The sequence below is a fragment of the Pseudomonas sp. FSL W5-0299 genome, assembly GCF_005930655.1.
GTDB lineage: Bacteria > Pseudomonadota > Gammaproteobacteria > Pseudomonadales > Pseudomonadaceae > Aquipseudomonas > Aquipseudomonas mandelii.
Genome location: NZ_RXHX01000020.1, coordinates 33,210 through 49,106, shown reverse-complemented (window position 1 = coordinate 49,106; position 15,897 = coordinate 33,210). Strand labels below are relative to the sequence as shown.

Sequence of the window (15,897 nt, the reverse complement as noted above, 5' to 3'; positions counted from 1 at the left end):
CGGGCAAATGAAACCCTGTGGCGAGGGAGCTTGCTCCCGCTCGGCTGCGCAGCAGTCGCAAATGCCATATCGCATGCTGTATCTGAGGAGCCAGGTTTGCAGGTTTTGGGGGGGCGCTTCGCACCCCAGCGGGAACAAGCTCCCTCGCCACAGGGGAACTTGCTGGCCGTTATCTCGGGGTGAAAACCGAACTTGCCCGCCATTTCCCGATCAGTTCCTTACAGACCCTTCCCAAGGAGCTTCCCGTTTTGCTCAAGTTCAAGACCGCGATACTGCTGGGGGCGTTGCTGTTTCTGGGCAGCAACGAGTTGGAAGCCGTCACGCTGCCGGGTGTTCCCGCCGCTGCCGAGGAGCCTGCTACGCCTGAACCGTTGGTCCAGGGCGGCCTGCTCGGGGCCATCAGCTCCAGCATCGACGACGTTCAGGACAAGCTCGACCTCAACGAAGACCTGGTCGATGCCTGGCGCCTGCGGGCGGACCGGGCGGCGAATGAGGTGGACAAACTGGTCAATCGACCTTCTAACCGTTCCGGCTGGAGCGTGATTGGCGACTTCCTGATGTTGTCCGGCGTCTGGCTCGGCAGCTTTGCCTTGCTCACCGTGCTCGGTGGGATACTCGCCAAACGCTTGAACCAGGGCCGCTTTCTGCGAACCCGCCAGCGCAGTCAGGATCTGCTCAATTATGTGTTGCCTTACACGCTACCGGCCCTGATCTGCTTGCCGTTGACCCTTTACGTCAGCCATTTCCTGCCTGCCTCGGTGGGCCGTGCGCTGGCGCTGTGTTTCGCCTACGCCACCAGCAGCGGCATTTTTTCGACCTCGATGCTGCTCTGCGTGATTGTCATGTTCAACACCGGCCACAAGCGCACGGCAGTGCAGATCATCCGCGATTTCTGCCCACGACCGCTGTTCCTGATCGGTTTCCTTGCCGCGCTCAGCGATGCGCTGACCAGCCCGCAGATCGCCCGGCAACTGGGCGGTAACATCACCAGCAGCGCTGCCGTGCTCACCGGTTTTTTCGTCTCGATCATCTTCGGCTTATTGGTGATTCGATTAAGGCGCCCGGTGGCGCATCTGATCCGTAACCGGCCCCTGGCCCAGCGCCTCAAACAGCCATCGCTGCAAGAATCCCTGCGGATCTTTTCCGGGCTCTGGTACTGGCCGATCCTGCTGATGGTGATGGTCTCGGCGATCAACCTGCTCGGCGTCGGCGATGACAATCAGAAGGCGCTGCGCTGTGCGTTGTTCACCACTATCCTGCTGATCGCCACGGTGTTTCTCAGCACGATTTTCCAGCACATGTTCAAGTCGCGCCAGGTTGAAGCGATCCAGCGCAGCAGCGCTTACAAGGAGCGTTTTCTCAGTCTGCTGCATGCGCTGCTACGAATCATCATGGCCGTGGCTTTCATCGAAATCCTTGGGCGGATCTGGGGCGTGTCGCTGTTCGAATTCGCCGAGCAAAACAAGGTAGGGCGGGCGATCAGTGATTCGCTGAGCAGCATGGGGCTGATCTTTCTGGTGACTTGGTTGCTGTGGGTGGTGCTCGATACGGCGATCCAGGAAGCGCTGAAACCGCCGGTCAACAAACGCACGACGCAGCCGAGTACGCGGGTCAAAACCATCCTGCCGCTGCTGCGCAACGCGATCAAAATCATCCTGGTGGTGATCTGCGCAATTACCACCATGGCCAACCTTGGGATCAACGTTGCGCCGTTGCTGGCGGGTGCCGGCGTGGTCGGCCTGGCCATCGGTTTTGGTTCGCAGCAATTGGTGCAGGACGTGATCACCGGGTTGTTCATCATCATCGAAGACACGCTGTCGATCGGCGACTGGGTGGTGCTCGACTCCGGCCATGCCGGGACGGTCGAAGGCCTGACCATCCGCACCTTGCGCCTGCGGGACGGTAAGGGTTTCGTGCACTCGGTGCCGTTCGGGCAGATCAAGGCCGTGACCAACCAATCGCGGCAGTTTGCCTATGCGTTTTTCTCGGTGCAGTTCACCTACGACACCGATGTCGACAAAGCGATCGAACTGATCCGTGAGGCGGGGGATTCGATCCGCGAGGACGCGTTTCTCAAGTACAACCTGCAAGGGCCGCTGGATGTGTTTGGCGTCGACAAAATGGACCTCAACGGCGTGGTGCTGACGGCGCAGTTCCGCACGGTGTCGGGGGGGCAATATGCGGTGAGCCGGGCATTTAACCAACGGTTGAAGAAGCTTGTGGATAACAGCCCGTGCGTGCATTTCGCGCAGACTTATCCACAGCAGGTTTTGATGCCGAGGCAGGCGATGGCCGGGCAGGAAGACGACGGGCCGGCGCCGGAGAATTCGCCGGTGTTGTTACCGGATCAGCCGCGTACTCAATAACACCGCAAACCTTGTAGGCGCGAGGCTTGCCCGCGAAGGGCGCACCGCGGTGTATCAGTAGAACCGTGTCTTCGTTCTTCGCGGGCAAGCCTCGCTCCTACAGGGGATTGTGGCGGATCAGCTTGCTGTGTAATTCAGCAGCCGATTGCTGATCCAGCTCGACCCAGAAAACCTGCTTGCCAGCAATCTCGGCCGCCGCCGGCAACCCATCTCGATACACCAGCCGATTACTCGCCAACGCCGGCACCTTCGCTCCGGGCAGTAACGTCCCGGCAAGGTTCAGCGGATCAACCCCGCACACCGCGATCAAACTCCCGTCATGCGGCCGGCGCCGGACTTCGCGCAGCAATGGAATGGCCTCAGGCAACGCAAATTGCTCGCCAGCCAAACCGCTGACAAACCGTCCACCGCGAATCTCCCCCCTAGCCTCCAGCCGATGGAATGTGCGCAGCAATTCCCGCCAACTCGGCAACCAATCCGCTTCCCGTTCCAGCAAGCGCCAGAACACCACGCCGTAGCGTCTCAGCAACGTCATGGCGATGTGTTCCAGGGTGTCGCTCGGCGTCGGCGTCGGGCGTTTGTTATCCACAACCGGCGCGGCAGGACCGCGTCGCAGCAAGGCCCAGCGCCCGGCATCGTCCATCCCGCCGACAAACGCCCCACGCCCACGTCGGCTGCTGCGGTTCTGTCGCTTGCTGGCCGGGGTGATCAGCGCTCGCAGGCCGGCGAAACTGTCGGCGTTCACCAGTCCGGCGCCGACCAGTTCCTGCAAGGCGATTTCCAGCTCGGTGCGCAGCAGGTGCGCCTCGTGAATCAGCTCATCGAAAAACAGCGCGCCATGTTGGCTGAGTGCTTCGTAGACCTTTTGCGTCTTGGGCGACAGTTCGCTGACCGGGGTCTGCTCGGTCAGGCTGCTCCACAACCCGACCTGGCTGCGCGGTAGCAGCAGAATCGGTGTACTGCGCAACGCCGTGCCGGCCGTCTTGTTGCGCGCGGTCAGGCGGGTCCAGACCAGCTTGCCACTGCGACACAGGTCGTCCAGCCAACTTGCCGAATAGCCTTTGATCCGCATCGGCAGAATGTCGCTGTCCCAGGCTGAAGCGGCAGCGGGATAGCCTTCGAACTGCGCGACGATGGCCGGCAGCACCGCGTTGCCCTGGCCTTGCGTCGCGGCGGACAAGTGCTGCCAGTCGAACAGAAAGCGCATGAAATCCTGCAACGCCACCGGCTCGATTTCCCGTCGTAGACGCTTGACCGTGTAGCGGTGAATCCGCGCCAGCAGGTGCCGCTCACACCATTCGTCCTCAGTGGCGCCAGGGGTGAATTGACCACGCAGCACATAACCTTCGCGCTCCAGTTGCGCCAGCGCTTGGGTGACTTCAATGGCCGGCAATCCCAAAGGTTCGGCAATCGCTTGCAACGGCAGTGGGCCAAACGCACTGAGCCGCGCGCGAATCACTTCCAGCACGGCTTCGTCCGTTTCCCAGACCTCATCAAATCCCGGCAGCGCCTCCAGCGGAGGCAGTAAATCTGCCTGTGGATAAATCGCCCGCAGGCAGGTTAGACGCTCCAACGCCAACCACAGCGATTGCCCGGCATTGAGCTGCAAACGGCTGGTGCGACCGCTTGCAGCGAGGACGTTGAGCCAGTCGAGCCAATGCGCATTGGCCTGTGCCTCGGCATCGGTGATGCACGCCAGGCTCATCAAGGCTTCGTGCATTTCATCGACGCCTGTCGGGGCTGGCCAGGCTTCGTCGCGCACCGCTTGAATCGCTTCGGCATCCAGCGCACCGAGGTCGTCGGTGGACTGCGGGTCGGTCCAGCGCCGGTTGAGCACCGCTTGGGTGCGGCGTTCTTCCAGCGGCGCATCGTCGAGAAAGGTATAGGGGCGGGCGCTGAGGATTTCTGCTGCCAGCGGCGAGGGCGCCGGCAAATCGCGGCTGATCAGTCGGACGTCGCCGCTTTCCATACGCCGCAACAACGCCAGCCAGCCTTCGCTGTCCATGGCCTCGTGCAGGCAATCGTCGAGGGTCTGCTCCACCAGCGGATGCTCGGGCACTTCGCGTTCACCGGCGAGGTTTTCCACGCAGGCAATCTGATCGGGAAACACGCTGGCGATCAGGTCTTCGCTTTTCATGCGCTGGATCTGCGGCGCGACTTTGCGCCCTCCGGTGTAACGCGGCAGCGCCAGTGCGACCCCGGCGTTCCAGCGCCAGCGCACGCCGAACAGCGGCGCATCGAGTATCGCCTGTATCAACAGGTGCTCGGCGGTGTTGCTGTGAACATAGCGCCAGACGTCGTCGAGTTCGAAGCTGTGGCTGGTGGACAGCGACAGCACGATTGCGTCTTCGCTGGCGGCGGCCTGCAATTCGAAGTTGAAGGTGCGGCAGAACCGCTTGCGCAAGGCCAGGCCCCAGGCGCGGTTGATGCGACTGCCGAACGGCGAGTGGATGATCAGTTGCGTGCCGCCGGATTCGTCGAAAAACCGTTCCATCAGCAGCGTGTCTTGCGAGGGCAGGGCGCCCAATGTCAGGCGTGCGCGGGCCAGGTAATCCACCAGTTGCTCGGCGCTGGCGAGGTTCAGGCCGAGGGTGTCGGTCAGCCAGTCGATGGCCGGTTGCAAGTTACCCGGTGTGGCGCCGAGCAGGTCATCGAGCTGCGCTTGCAGGCGCGCGACGGCGAATGACAATTCAGCGCTGCGTCCCGGTGCTTCCCCAAGCCAGAACGGAATGGTCGGCGGCTGGCCCTGAGCATCTTCGACCCGGACCTTGCCGGTTTCGACGCGCAGGATCCGGTACGACGTATTGCCCAACTGGAAGATATCCCCGGCGATGCTTTCCACGGCAAAGTCTTCGTTGACGCTGCCGATGTTCAGCCCCTGAGGCTCCAGCAGCACGCTGTAATCGGCGTTGTCCGGAATCGTTCCGCCGCTGGTCACCGCCGTCAGTTTGCTGCCCCGACGACCGCGCAACGTGCGGGTCACGGCGTCGCGGTGCAGGTAGGCGCTGCGAATCCCCTGGCGACCGTTGTAGCCCTCGGCGAGCATATTCAGCAGCGCCTGGTAATGCTTTTCGTCGAGGTCGGCGTAGGGCGAGGCTTTGCGGAACATCTCCAGTAAGGCCTGCTCCTGCCATTCCTGGCAGCTGACTTCGGCGATGATCTGCTGCGCCAAGACATCCAGCGGCGCCTTGGGAATCTGCAGGGTGTCGAGTTCGCCACGGCGCACGCAGTCGAGCAGGGCGGCGCATTCGATCAAGTCATCGCGGGTGGTGGCGAACAAACGGCCCTTGGGCGTGCCGCCGACCTGGTGCCCGGAGCGGCCGACCCGTTGCAGAAAACCGGCAATCGAGCGCGGCGAGGCGATCTGGCACACCAGGTCGACGTCGCCTATGTCGATCCCCAGCTCCAGCGAGGCCGTGGCGATCAGCACTTGCAGCTCGCCGCGCTTGAGCCGCTGTTCCGCGTCGAGGCGAAACTCCTTGGCCAGGCTGCCGTGGTGCGCGGCGACGGCCTCCTTGCCGAGGCGTTCGCTCAAGTGCCGGCTCAAGCGTTCGGCCAGGCGTCGGGTGTTGACGAAAATCAGCGTGGTGCGGTGTTCGCGGGCAAGGGCAGCGAGGCGGTCGTAGACCCGTTCCCAGACATCGTTGGCCATCACTGCCGAGAGCGGCACTGGCGGCACTTCGATGTCCAGATCCCGTGGGCGGGCGTGGCCGATGTCGATGATTTCGCACTCGCGGTCACGGCCCACAAGGAAGCGCGAGACCGCTTCGATGGGTTTTTGCGTGGCAGACAGGCCTATCCGCATCAGCGGGACCGCGCACAGCGCCTGCAATCGTTCGAGGCTCAAGGCCAGATGGCTGCCGCGTTTGCTGGCGGCGATGGCGTGGATTTCGTCGACGATTACCGTGCGCGTGGTGCCGAGCATCTGCCGGCCGGAGTCGGAACCGAGCAGCACGTAAAGGGATTCCGGGGTGGTCACCAGAATATGCGGCGCTGTTCGGCGCATGGCCGAGCGGTCTTTTTGCGGCGTATCGCCGGTGCGCACGGCGGTGTTGATCTGCAATTCGGGCAGACCCATGACGCGCAATTGCTCGGTGATGCCGGCCAGCGGGTTTTGCAGGTTGATCTGGATGTCGTTGGACAGGGCTTTGAGCGGTGAGACGTAGACCACCAGGGTTTCGTCGGGCAACCCGCCTTCATTTTCCAGGCCGCGATGGACCAGGTCGTCGATGACCGCGAGGAAGGCCGTGAGGGTTTTGCCGGACCCGGTGGGCGCGGCGATCAGGGTCGAGCGGTGCTGGCGGATCAACGGCCACGCCCGGGCCTGGGCGGCGGTGACCGTCGGGAAGGTATTGCTGAACCAGGCGCTGACGGCGGGGTGGAAGCCTGCCAGGGCCGCGTCCGTGGGGATGGGCAGATTCATTGGGTAATTTATGCGGGTGGGGGACTGAAGATGCAAGTACCGCTCAAGACCTTCATTGTTTCCAATGGCCTCATCGCGAGCAGGCTCGCTCCCACATTGGATTTGTGTGCGCCGCAGCCCCCTGTGGGAGCGAGCCTGCTCGCGATGGGGTCGGGACAGGCACCACAAATCCCGGGGATCTACACTTTACGGATGACGGTTGCGCACTAAACCCGCAAAATGCAACGATTCCGGCAACTATCAACGACATCGCCCACGGGCGCTGTCGATAAAGCCATCGTTCCAATCAGACTGGGCCTGCTGACTCTATGCGAATGCGCCTTATGTTACTGGGCGGCGGAAATGCCCTTGGGCAGGCGCTGATTCGCCTCGGTGCGGAGGAAGACATCGGTTTCCTCGCCCCCCGCCCACCGCAAGACGGCTGGGATGCCGCGAGCCTGACGCAACTGCTCGACGACACCCGCCCGGACGCGTTGATCAATCTCGCCTACTACTTCGACTGGTTTCAGGCGGAGACGGTTAGCGAACAGCGTCTGGCCGGGCAGGAGCGGGCGATCGAGCGTCTGGCCGAACTGTGCCAGCATCACAACATCGTGCTGCTGCAACCGTCGAGCTATCGCGTGTTCGACGGCTCCCGGGCGACCGCCTACAGCGAAAAAGACGAACCGGTGCCATTGGGCTTGCGCGGTCAGGCCTTGTGGCGGATCGAACAAAGCGTGCGCGCTACCTGCCCGCAACACGTGCTGTTGCGTTTCGGCTGGCTGCTCGATGACAGCCCCGACGGCACACTCGGGCGCTTCCTCGGTCGCGCCGAACAGCCTGAAGAATTGCTGATGGCCGACGACCGCCGGGGCAACCCGACACCGGTCGACGACGCGGCGCGGGTGATCATTTCGGTACTCAAGCAGCTCGATTGTGCGGCGCCGCTGTGGGGTACCTATCATTACGCCGGGCATGAGGCGACCACGCCGCTGGCGCTGGGGCAGGCGATCCTGACCGAAGCCCGCAGCCTGCATCCGCTGGCCATCGAAGCGCCGACCGCCCAGGCTCACGCCGCGCGCCCGGACGCCGCCGAAGAGCCGCAACACGCGGTGCTGGCCTGCAAGAAAATACTGCACACCTTCGGAATCAAGCCCCGCGCCTGGCGCGCGGCACTCCCGGGCTTACTGGATAGGTTCTATCGCCATGGCTGACGGCCCTGTTTTAATCACCGGCGGCGCCGGTTTCATCGGCTCGCACCTGACCGATGCCTTGCTTGCCAAAGGCCATTCGGTGCGAATTCTTGATGACTTGTCCACCGGCAAACGCAGCAACCTGCCGCTGGACAATCCCAAGGTCGAACTCATTGTGGGTGACGTCGCCGATGCTGCGCTGGTGGCCCAGGCCATGCTCGGTTGCAGCGCCGTGGCGCATCTGGCCGCGGTGGCGTCAGTGCAGGCCTCGGTGGACGATCCGGTGAAGACTCACCGCAGCAATTTCATCGGCTCGCTGAATGTCTGCGAAGCCATGCGTCAGGCTGGCGTCAAGCGAGTGCTGTACGCCTCCAGCGCGGCGGTCTACGGCAACAATGGCGAAGGCGAGTCGATCGATGAAGACACGCCCAAGGCGCCATTGACACCGTATGCGTCGGACAAACTGGCCAGCGAGTATTACTTCGATTTCTACCGTCGCCAGCATGGTCTGGAGCCGGTGATTTTCCGCTTCTTCAACATTTTCGGACCGCGTCAGGATCCATCCTCGCCGTATTCCGGCGTGATCAGTATTTTCAGCGAGCGCGCGCAGAAAGGCCTGCCGATCACCGTGTTTGGCGATGGCGAGCAGACACGCGATTTCGTCTACGTTGAAGATTTGGTGGATTTGTTGGTGCAAGCCATCGAGCAACCGCAGGTCGAAGTCGGCGCGGTCAATGTCGGCTGGAACCAGGCAACTTCTCTCAAGCAAATGCTTGAGACGCTGGAGGTGGTGGTCGGTCAATTGCCCCCGGTGAGTTACGGCCCGGCACGTTCCGGTGACATCCGCCACTCGCGAGCGAACAATCGGCGGTTGCTGGAGCGGTTTACCTACCCTGAGCAGACGCCGATGAATGTTGGCTTGGCGCGGTTGTTGGGACGATAGATCGTTCCCACCACGGAGCGTGGGAACGATCATGAAAAAGGCGCCTTTCGAGGCGCCTTTTTTTTGTGCGTGGGTTTAGAACTTGTAACCCAGGCCAACCATGTAAATGAACGGGTCGACGTCCACATCGACCTTGGCACGAGTGCCCGGCGCCACGGCGTTGTTTTCCACGGTCGCCGTGGTGTCGATGTCGATGTAGCGCACCTGGGCGTTGAGCATGATGTTGTCGGTGATCATATAGTCAGCACCAACCTGAAACGCCATGCCCCAAGAGTTATCCGCCTTGAAATTGCTGAAGCCGTTGGCTTGTGCTTCGCTGCCGACGTGCTCGTCGTAGATCCAGGTGTAGTTGATGCCGGCGCCGACATATGGCTGGAATACAGACTTCGCGTCCAGTGGGTAGTACACAACGCTCAGGGTTGGCGGCAGGTGTTTCAGGGTGCCGAGTTTGCCGTTGGCTGCGCCCAGGGCGGTGCCTTTGATCTTCACGTCATGCTCGAATGGCGAGGCGGCGAGCAGTTCGATCCCCCAGTGGCTGTCGATCATGTAAGCGAAGTTCAGACCCAGTTGCGTGTCGCTGCTCATGGTCGCCTTGCCACCCAGGTCGGCGCCGGCCAGAGGGCCTTGATCGACCTTGACGCTGGAGCTGTCGGCTTTCGGGTTGACGGTGATTGCACCGGCACGAACCAGGATGTCACCGGCTTCGTGGGCGTAAGCGAGCGGGGCTGCGAGCGCGACGGCAAACAGCGAAGCGCTGAGCAAGGACTTGTGCATAGGAGCTCCAAAGGACGTTAAAAATATTCGATGTCCAATGGTACGGAGGCGTCTGATACGGTCTTTTGACTCAGCTCAATGAAACAGTGATGGCCTTGTTTTTGTGGTGCGGCAGATGGCCTCATCGCGAGCAGGCTCGCTCCCACAGAGATTAGGTGATCCCCTGTGGTAGCAAGCCTGCTCGCGATAGCTATCGATCAAGCAATACAGAATCGCCGGATTCACTCCGGCAATTCATACACGTAAATCTTGTCCGCCTCCATTTGATACCCCGCGTCCGCCAACTCGCTGGTCGACGCTTTGACCTGCAACGCGCCCTCGATCCAGTACGGCTGATACAGCTCATCCAGCTTCACGCCCACTTCGCTTTTCACGTGCACGATCTGGTTCGACGGCGGTGGCGGCACATGGATGCAGGCGCCGAAATACGGCACCAGCAAAAACTCCGTGGTGCGACCTTCCTCGCTCACTTCCAGCGGCACGATGTAACCCGGCAAGCGAATGTTCTGCCCGTCGAGGTTTTTCACCACAGGTGCATTGGGCATGTCTTGTCTGGCGGCGGGCGCCGATTCCAGCGCGCTGCTCATCTGCGACAGGTCGTGCAGCGGTGTCATGTTCGGCACTTCCGGTGCGGCGTCCGGCGGGATCATTTCCGACCAGGTCAGCTCTTTCGGCTCGGCCGCCCACAGCGGCAGGGCGACCAGCATCAACAGCGCAAGCAGAGCGCGGGGCATCATTAACGTCCTCATAGTCGGATCGACAGGCCATCGGCCAGGGATTGGCGATACGCGCGCCACGCCGGCACGCTGCCCATCAGCAACGCGGCGATCAGGATGCCACCGAGCAGCGTCCATTCATACTCGCTGGGCCAGGCGAGTGGCAGGTACAAACCGTAATTGGCTTGCACATAGCCTTGGGCCAGGGCGATGCCCACATACAAAAGCCCCAGCCCGGCCATTACGCCGGCCAGCGCCAAGGCAAACGCCTCCAGCACCAGCAACGTCGCAATGTGCCAGGGCCGGGCGCCGACCGAGCGCAGAATCGCCATCTCGCGCCGTCGTTCGTTGAGGCTGGTGAGAATCGCCGTGAGCATGCCGATCAAACCGGTCAGCACCACAAACAGCGACACCACGAACAAGGCTTTTTCCGCCGTGCTCATCAAACTCCACAGCTCTTGCAGCGCCACACCGGGGAGGATCGCCAACATCGGCTCGCCACGGAATTCGTTGATCTCGCGCTGCACGGCGAACGTCGAAATCTTGCTGTTGAGGCCGAGCATGAAGGCGGTGATCGCTTGTGGCGTCAGGTCCATGTTGCGTGCCTGATCGGCGCTGATCCGGCCTTTGCCCTGGGCCGGCACGCCGTTGTGCCAGTCGACGTGAATCGCTTCCATGCCGCCGAGGCTGATGTGCAGCGTGCGGTCCACCGGGGTGCCGGTGCGTTTGAGAATGCCGACTACGGTGAACGGTTTGTCGTCGTGCTTGACCAGGCTGATCACTGCCACGCCGTGGGCCAGAACCAGTTTGTCGCCGAGTTTGTAATGCAGCGCATCGGCCACTTCGGCGCCGAGCACCACTTCGAACGGATCGCTGGCGAAGGCGCGGCCATCGGCCACTTCGAGGTGCTGTTGATGGCCGTATTGGTAGTGCTCGAAGTACGCCTCGGTGGTGCCCATCACGCGATAACCGCGATGGGAATCGCCGAGGGACATCGGGATCGCCCACTTCACTTTCGGGTTGTTGGCGAAGTGTTCGAAGCTGTCCCAACGAATGTTGTTGGTGGCGTTGCCGATGCGGAACACCGAGTACAGCAACAGGTTCACCGAACCGGAACGCGCGCCGACGATCAGGTCGGTGCCGCTGATGGTGCTGGCGAAACTGGCCTTGGCCTCGGTGCGTACCCGCTCCACGGCCAGCAGCAGGCAGACCGACAGGGCGATGGCGAACGCGGTGAGGATCGCGGTGAAGCGACGGTTAGCCAGACTGGCCATGGCTAGACGAAACAAATACATCTCAGACCTCGGACGGGGTGGCGGCGCGATTGAGATCGGCCAGCGACAGGTGGCGATCGAACAGCGGCGCGAGACTCTGGTCATGGCTGACAAACAACAGGCTCGAGCCGGCTTCACGGCATTCGGCGAACAGCAGGCGAATGAAGTTTTCGCGAGCGTCGTAGTCCAGGGCCGAGGTCGGTTCGTCGGCGATCACCAGCTCCGGCTGACCAATCAACGCGCGCGCGGCGGCGACCCGTTGCTGCTGGCCGATGGACAGCGAATCGGCGCGGCGGCTGAGGAGGCTTTCATCCTTCAGACCCAAGTGAGCCAGCAAAGTGGCGGCGGCCTGGTCGACGCTGCCGTGGCGCTGTTTCGCCCGCTCGGCGCGCAGTTTGGAAAAGTGGCAGGGCAACTCGACGTTCTCGCGCACCGAGAGAAACGGCAGCAGGTTGAACTGCTGGAAGATATAGCCGGTGTGATCGACGCGAAAGCGGTCACGCGCGCCGGCGCCGAGTTCGGTCAGCTCCTGGCCCAGCAGGCGGATGCTGCCGCGATCGGGTTTCTGAACGCCCCCAAGCAGGCCAAGCAGGGTGGTCTTGCCACTACCGCTGGGGCCTTTGAGGAACAGGGTTTCGCCGGGCTCCAGGCGAAACGCCGGGATGTCCAGCAGCGGCGGGTGACCGGGCCAGCTGAAGCCCAGGTCGGACAGTTCGATGAGTGCTTGGGTCATAGCGCCGATTTCATGGGTTTTGGGTACTTGTCTCAATGTCACATCCAACACCGATCCCTGTAGGCGCGAGGCTTGCCCGCGAAGAGGCCATCTCATTCAACAGAGATGTTGACTATTAGATGCCTTCGCGGGCAAGCCTCGCTCCTACAGGGGCGGTGGTGAATTCAGAACTTGAGAGCGGCAGCCTTGGCCGTCACTTCAACCCCTTGCTGCCCGCTCGGGCTGATCAGCTGTACCTGAATCTTCTGAGTGGCTGGGAAAGTATTGAAGATATTGGCCAGGTCCAGGGTTTTCAGCGCGCCCGGGGCTGAGCAGGTGAATTGGTAATGGGCGTGGATTTCGCTGTGGTCGTGATGATGTTCGTCTTTGGCATCGTGATCGTCATCAGCATCCGGCTTGTCACCGAACAACGGGCTTTCCAGTTCCTGGGTCGCCACTACGCAACCGGCGGCTTTCGGCAGGTTGAACAGTGCCAACGGTTTCTCAAGCTGCGCACGAGCGGCGGCCACTTTGGCCTTGTCGGCGTCAGTGGTGGCAGCGTGTTCGAAGCCCACCAGGTTCATCGCCGGGCTTTCCAGCTCCAGCTCCAGGGTCTGACCGTCCAGCGCTGCATTCAGGCGAGCGACGCCATGTTCGTGGGCGCTGAGGCTGCCGTGTTCATGGTCATGATCATGTTCTTCAGCCGCGTGGGCGACGGTCAGCGGCAACAGGGCGAACGGCAGAGCGAGCAGCAGACGGCGCATGGCGGGTCTCCGAAAGTAAAATGAAGAGTTTGTTATGTAATCTTATAACGAAAGTGCGGGGGAGTTTGACCGTCTGCTTGGCGTTGCGCAAGTCACATGGGAGCATGCTCGTCAGAAATGTGCAGGAGCAGACTTATGTTGCGTATACGCGGAAGCATCGGCGACTGGCCGGTGGATTTGACGCTGGAGATGGACGACGGCGATTGGGCGCGGCTTGGTGCGCAGTTGCAGGTGGTCAAGCCTGAGGCCAGTGACGCCCCGGCCAAGCCGGTGAATCAGGATGATGCGCTGTGGCAAATCGCCAAGGATTTGCTGCGCAAGGCCGGGCAATTGAGCGGGCCGGATCTGCTGGATCAGTTGGAAGGACTGACCGGCAGCGCGGCGTCGGGCAAGCGCTTGCTGGTGCGTTTGCGTCATTGCGCGGATGTGAAGGTGTCGAGCGGCGGGGATACGCCGCTCTATAGCTGGATCAACGCAGGTTAATAAAGCGCAGCAAACAACTTGCGGCGGTAGGTGGTCACCAACGGGTGATCATTGCCCAGCAGTTCGAACACCTGCAGCAAGGTCTTGTGCGGCAAGCCTTCGCTGTAGCTGCGATTGCGGACGAACAGCTTCAGCAGCGCATCCAGCGCGGCGTCGTACTGCTGGCGGGCCAGTTGCTGGATCGCCAGTTGATACACCGCTTCATCGTCCTGCGGGTTTTTCGCCAGGCGCGCTTTCAGGTCTGCGGCATCCGGCAAATCCTTGGCTTGGCCAAGGAACTGGATTTGCGCCTTGGCGCCGGCCAGTGCCGCTTTGTGCTCGTCGCTTTTCACTGCGTCGAGCACGGTTTGCGCTTCGCCCAGTTCGCCCCGTTCCGTCAGGCAACGGGCGTAGAGGATCAAGGCGGCAGCGTTGGTGTTGTCTTCGCCCAGCAGCACTTTGAGCGCGGCTTCGGCATCGGCGAAACGGCTGTCGTCGAACAGGGCCTGGGCGTGTTCGAATGGATCGGCCGCTGCGGGTGGCGGCATTTGCACATGAGGCTCAAGCATCGCCCGCACGGCGGACTCAGGCTGCGCACCGGCAAAACCGTCCACTGGCTGACCGTCCTTGAACAACACCACGGTCGGCAGGCTGCGAATGCCGAAGCGGGCGACGATGTCCTGTTCGAGATCGCAGTTGACCTTGGCCAGCAGCAATTCGCCCTGGTAGCTCTCGGCAATGGTTTGCAGCAGCGGCATCAGCGATTTGCACGGCGCACACCATTCGGCCCAGAAATCCACCAGCACCGGTTTGTGGAAAGAGTTCTCGATCACCGACTGGTCGAAATCGGCGGTCGTGGCGTCGAAGATGTACGGCGTTTCCTGACTCATGGGGGATCTCGTAAAAGCGTGAATGGGGCAACTATAAGGCTTGGCAGGGTATCGCTGAAAGTGTGGGCGGTCTGACAGGGCGCTTTCGCGGGCAAGTCGGATCGTCGCACCGCTCGTTCCTACAGGCCCACGCCGATTTGAAGACCGACGCCGAACCTGTAGGAGCGAAGCTTGCTCGCGAAGCTTTTAGCCGCGCCGCGCGTGGTAGAGGCTCACATGCCGAAACTCTTCAGGCTCGGCCAGATCCGGCAGGGTCATCGCTTCCAGCATTTCGATACGTTGATAGAGCGGATGCCTGAAATCTCTCACCCGCGAATCCGCCACCAACGCTTCCTGGCCCCGGCTCAAAAACTCATCAAGCAACGGCAGGTTAGCCCGGTCATACAAAACGTCGGCCACCAGAATCAGATCAAACCGATCCGCTTCGGCGAAAAAATCCGTCGAGTAGTTGAGGTGTACGCCATTGAGTTCGGCATTCGCCCGACACGCGGCAATCGCCAGCGGGTCGAGGTCACAGGCCACCACTTCCAGCGCGCCGGCCTTTACTGCCGCAATCCCCGCCACCCCGGAGCCAGCACCGAAATCCAGCACCCGCTTGCCTTCGACCCATTCAGGGAATGCGGCGAGATAGCGGGCAACCGCCAGGCCGCTGGCCCAGCAGAAACTCCAGTAGGGCGGTTCATGCAGAATCCGCCGGGTTTCTTCCGGGCTGAACGCGCGGTCCATGTTATCGCCGTCGATCAGCCAGAGTTTCAGCTCGGTATCGGGCAACGCAACAGGCACAAGCTGCGCATCACCGAGCAATTCACCCAACGCCCGTTGCAGGTCGAGCGGTGCAATCATGGGGCTTTGACGAATTGCAGCTGACCCAAGGCCTGGGTCGTCGGCTGGGTAATGACCTGCGAAGGCAGGTGCAAAATCAACTGGCCGGACTGGCTGGCGCGACCGCGCAATTCAACGCGAACGCCGGCAGGGAACGATTCCGGGTTGAAGCGCAGGTGAAACGGCAGAAGCTGATTGGTGCCGATCAGGCTCGAACTGGCGAGCAATTGTTGCGGGCGGTCCTGGGCATCGATCACCAGCAGCGCCAGTTCAACTTCGGCGCCGGCCGGTATGCCTTGCAGGGTGCCGCTCAATTCACGCTGATAGGCGGGCAGCGGGCCGAGGTTGGCGGACTCCTTGGCTTTTTTCTGCGCGGCCTGTGGGGCTGGCCCTGGTGTTGGCGGCTGGGGCTTGGGCGCATCGCTGCTGCAGGCCACCAGCAGGCTGAAAACACTGAGCAATACGAGTGGTCTTAGGGACATTTGCGGCTCCAGCAAGGTGAAATCCATGGATCAAGCTCTATAGCCAGTCTGTATACCGTAAACCCTATGTCTTGTCTTGCCACGGGGATGCGCTACC

The 15,897-nt window shown here is 61.9% G+C and carries 13 protein-coding genes; 4 read left to right on the top strand and 9 right to left on the bottom strand.

From position 1 onward, the window contains the following. Nucleotides 1–248 precede the first annotated feature (248 nt). Nucleotides 249–2,366, top strand: coding sequence for a mechanosensitive ion channel domain-containing protein (locus FHL16_RS21580; protein WP_010467308.1), 2,118 nt, complete (start codon nucleotides 249–251; stop codon nucleotides 2,364–2,366). A gap of 97 nt (nucleotides 2,367–2,463) precedes the next feature. Here the strand turns inward: FHL16_RS21580 and FHL16_RS21575 are convergent, their stop codons facing one another. Further along, nucleotides 2,464–6,789, bottom strand: coding sequence for a DEAD/DEAH box helicase (locus FHL16_RS21575; protein ID WP_077749243.1), 4,326 nt, complete (start codon nucleotides 6,787–6,789; stop codon nucleotides 2,464–2,466). 308 nt (nucleotides 6,790–7,097) lie between these two features. Between FHL16_RS21575 and FHL16_RS21570 the strand changes: the two genes are divergently transcribed. Then, entirely contained in the window at nucleotides 7,098–7,982 is an 885-nt protein-coding gene (locus FHL16_RS21570) for a sugar nucleotide-binding protein (RefSeq protein WP_010467310.1), read from the top strand. Continuing rightward, entirely contained in the window at nucleotides 7,975–8,904 is a 930-nt protein-coding gene (locus FHL16_RS21565) for an NAD-dependent epimerase/dehydratase family protein (RefSeq protein WP_077749242.1), read from the top strand. The genes FHL16_RS21570 and FHL16_RS21565 overlap by 8 nt, the downstream gene beginning before the upstream one ends. 75 nt (nucleotides 8,905–8,979) lie before the next feature. On the opposite strand, the gene FHL16_RS21560 is transcribed toward FHL16_RS21565, so the two are convergent. The 5 genes from FHL16_RS21560 to FHL16_RS21540 form a co-directional block, all read right to left on the bottom strand. Continuing rightward, nucleotides 8,980–9,678: an OmpW/AlkL family protein gene (locus FHL16_RS21560; RefSeq protein ID WP_010467312.1), complete on the bottom strand. Its 699-nt coding sequence runs from the start codon at nucleotides 9,676–9,678 to the stop codon at nucleotides 8,980–8,982. A 221-nt stretch (nucleotides 9,679–9,899) separates the two neighbouring features. Then, nucleotides 9,900–10,412 (bottom strand): DUF3299 domain-containing protein, encoded by a 513-nt coding sequence (locus FHL16_RS21555; protein ID WP_042932995.1) that lies wholly within the window; start codon nucleotides 10,410–10,412, stop codon nucleotides 9,900–9,902. A gap of 11 nt (nucleotides 10,413–10,423) precedes the next feature. Next, nucleotides 10,424–11,689, bottom strand: coding sequence for an ABC transporter permease (locus FHL16_RS21550; RefSeq protein ID WP_077749241.1), 1,266 nt, complete (start codon nucleotides 11,687–11,689; stop codon nucleotides 10,424–10,426). Nucleotide 11,690: 1 nt separating this feature from the next. After that, on the bottom strand, nucleotides 11,691–12,401 hold the full coding sequence (locus FHL16_RS21545; RefSeq protein ID WP_077749240.1) for an ABC transporter ATP-binding protein: 711 nt from the start codon (nucleotides 12,399–12,401) through the stop codon (nucleotides 11,691–11,693). A gap of 164 nt (nucleotides 12,402–12,565) precedes the next feature. Beyond that, nucleotides 12,566–13,144 carry a DUF2796 domain-containing protein gene (locus FHL16_RS21540; RefSeq protein WP_077749239.1) on the bottom strand — a complete coding sequence of 193 codons (579 nt, stop codon included), beginning with the start codon at nucleotides 13,142–13,144 and terminating at the stop codon, nucleotides 12,566–12,568. A gap of 135 nt (nucleotides 13,145–13,279) precedes the next feature. On the opposite strand from FHL16_RS21540, the gene FHL16_RS21535 reads away from it, so the two are divergent. Further along, nucleotides 13,280–13,627, top strand: a complete 348-nt coding sequence (locus FHL16_RS21535) for a hypothetical protein (protein WP_010467317.1) — start codon at nucleotides 13,280–13,282, stop codon at nucleotides 13,625–13,627. Here FHL16_RS21535 and trxA read toward each other — a convergent pair. The 3 genes from trxA to FHL16_RS21520 form a co-directional block, all read right to left on the bottom strand. Beyond that, a complete protein-coding gene (gene trxA, locus FHL16_RS21530) occupies nucleotides 13,624–14,496 on the bottom strand; it encodes a thioredoxin (protein WP_077749238.1) in 873 nt (290 codons plus the stop codon). The genes FHL16_RS21535 and trxA overlap by 4 nt on opposite strands. A gap of 186 nt (nucleotides 14,497–14,682) precedes the next feature. After that, complete coding sequence (locus FHL16_RS21525) at nucleotides 14,683–15,339, bottom strand: class I SAM-dependent methyltransferase (RefSeq protein WP_077749237.1); 657 nt, start codon at nucleotides 15,337–15,339, stop codon at nucleotides 14,683–14,685. Next, the gene (locus tag FHL16_RS21520) at nucleotides 15,336–15,800 is read right to left on the bottom strand and encodes a YbaY family lipoprotein (RefSeq protein WP_042932997.1); all 465 of its coding nucleotides are present in this window, start codon (nucleotides 15,798–15,800) and stop codon (nucleotides 15,336–15,338) included. The genes FHL16_RS21525 and FHL16_RS21520 overlap by 4 nt, the downstream gene beginning before the upstream one ends. Nucleotides 15,801–15,897 lie beyond the last annotated feature (97 nt).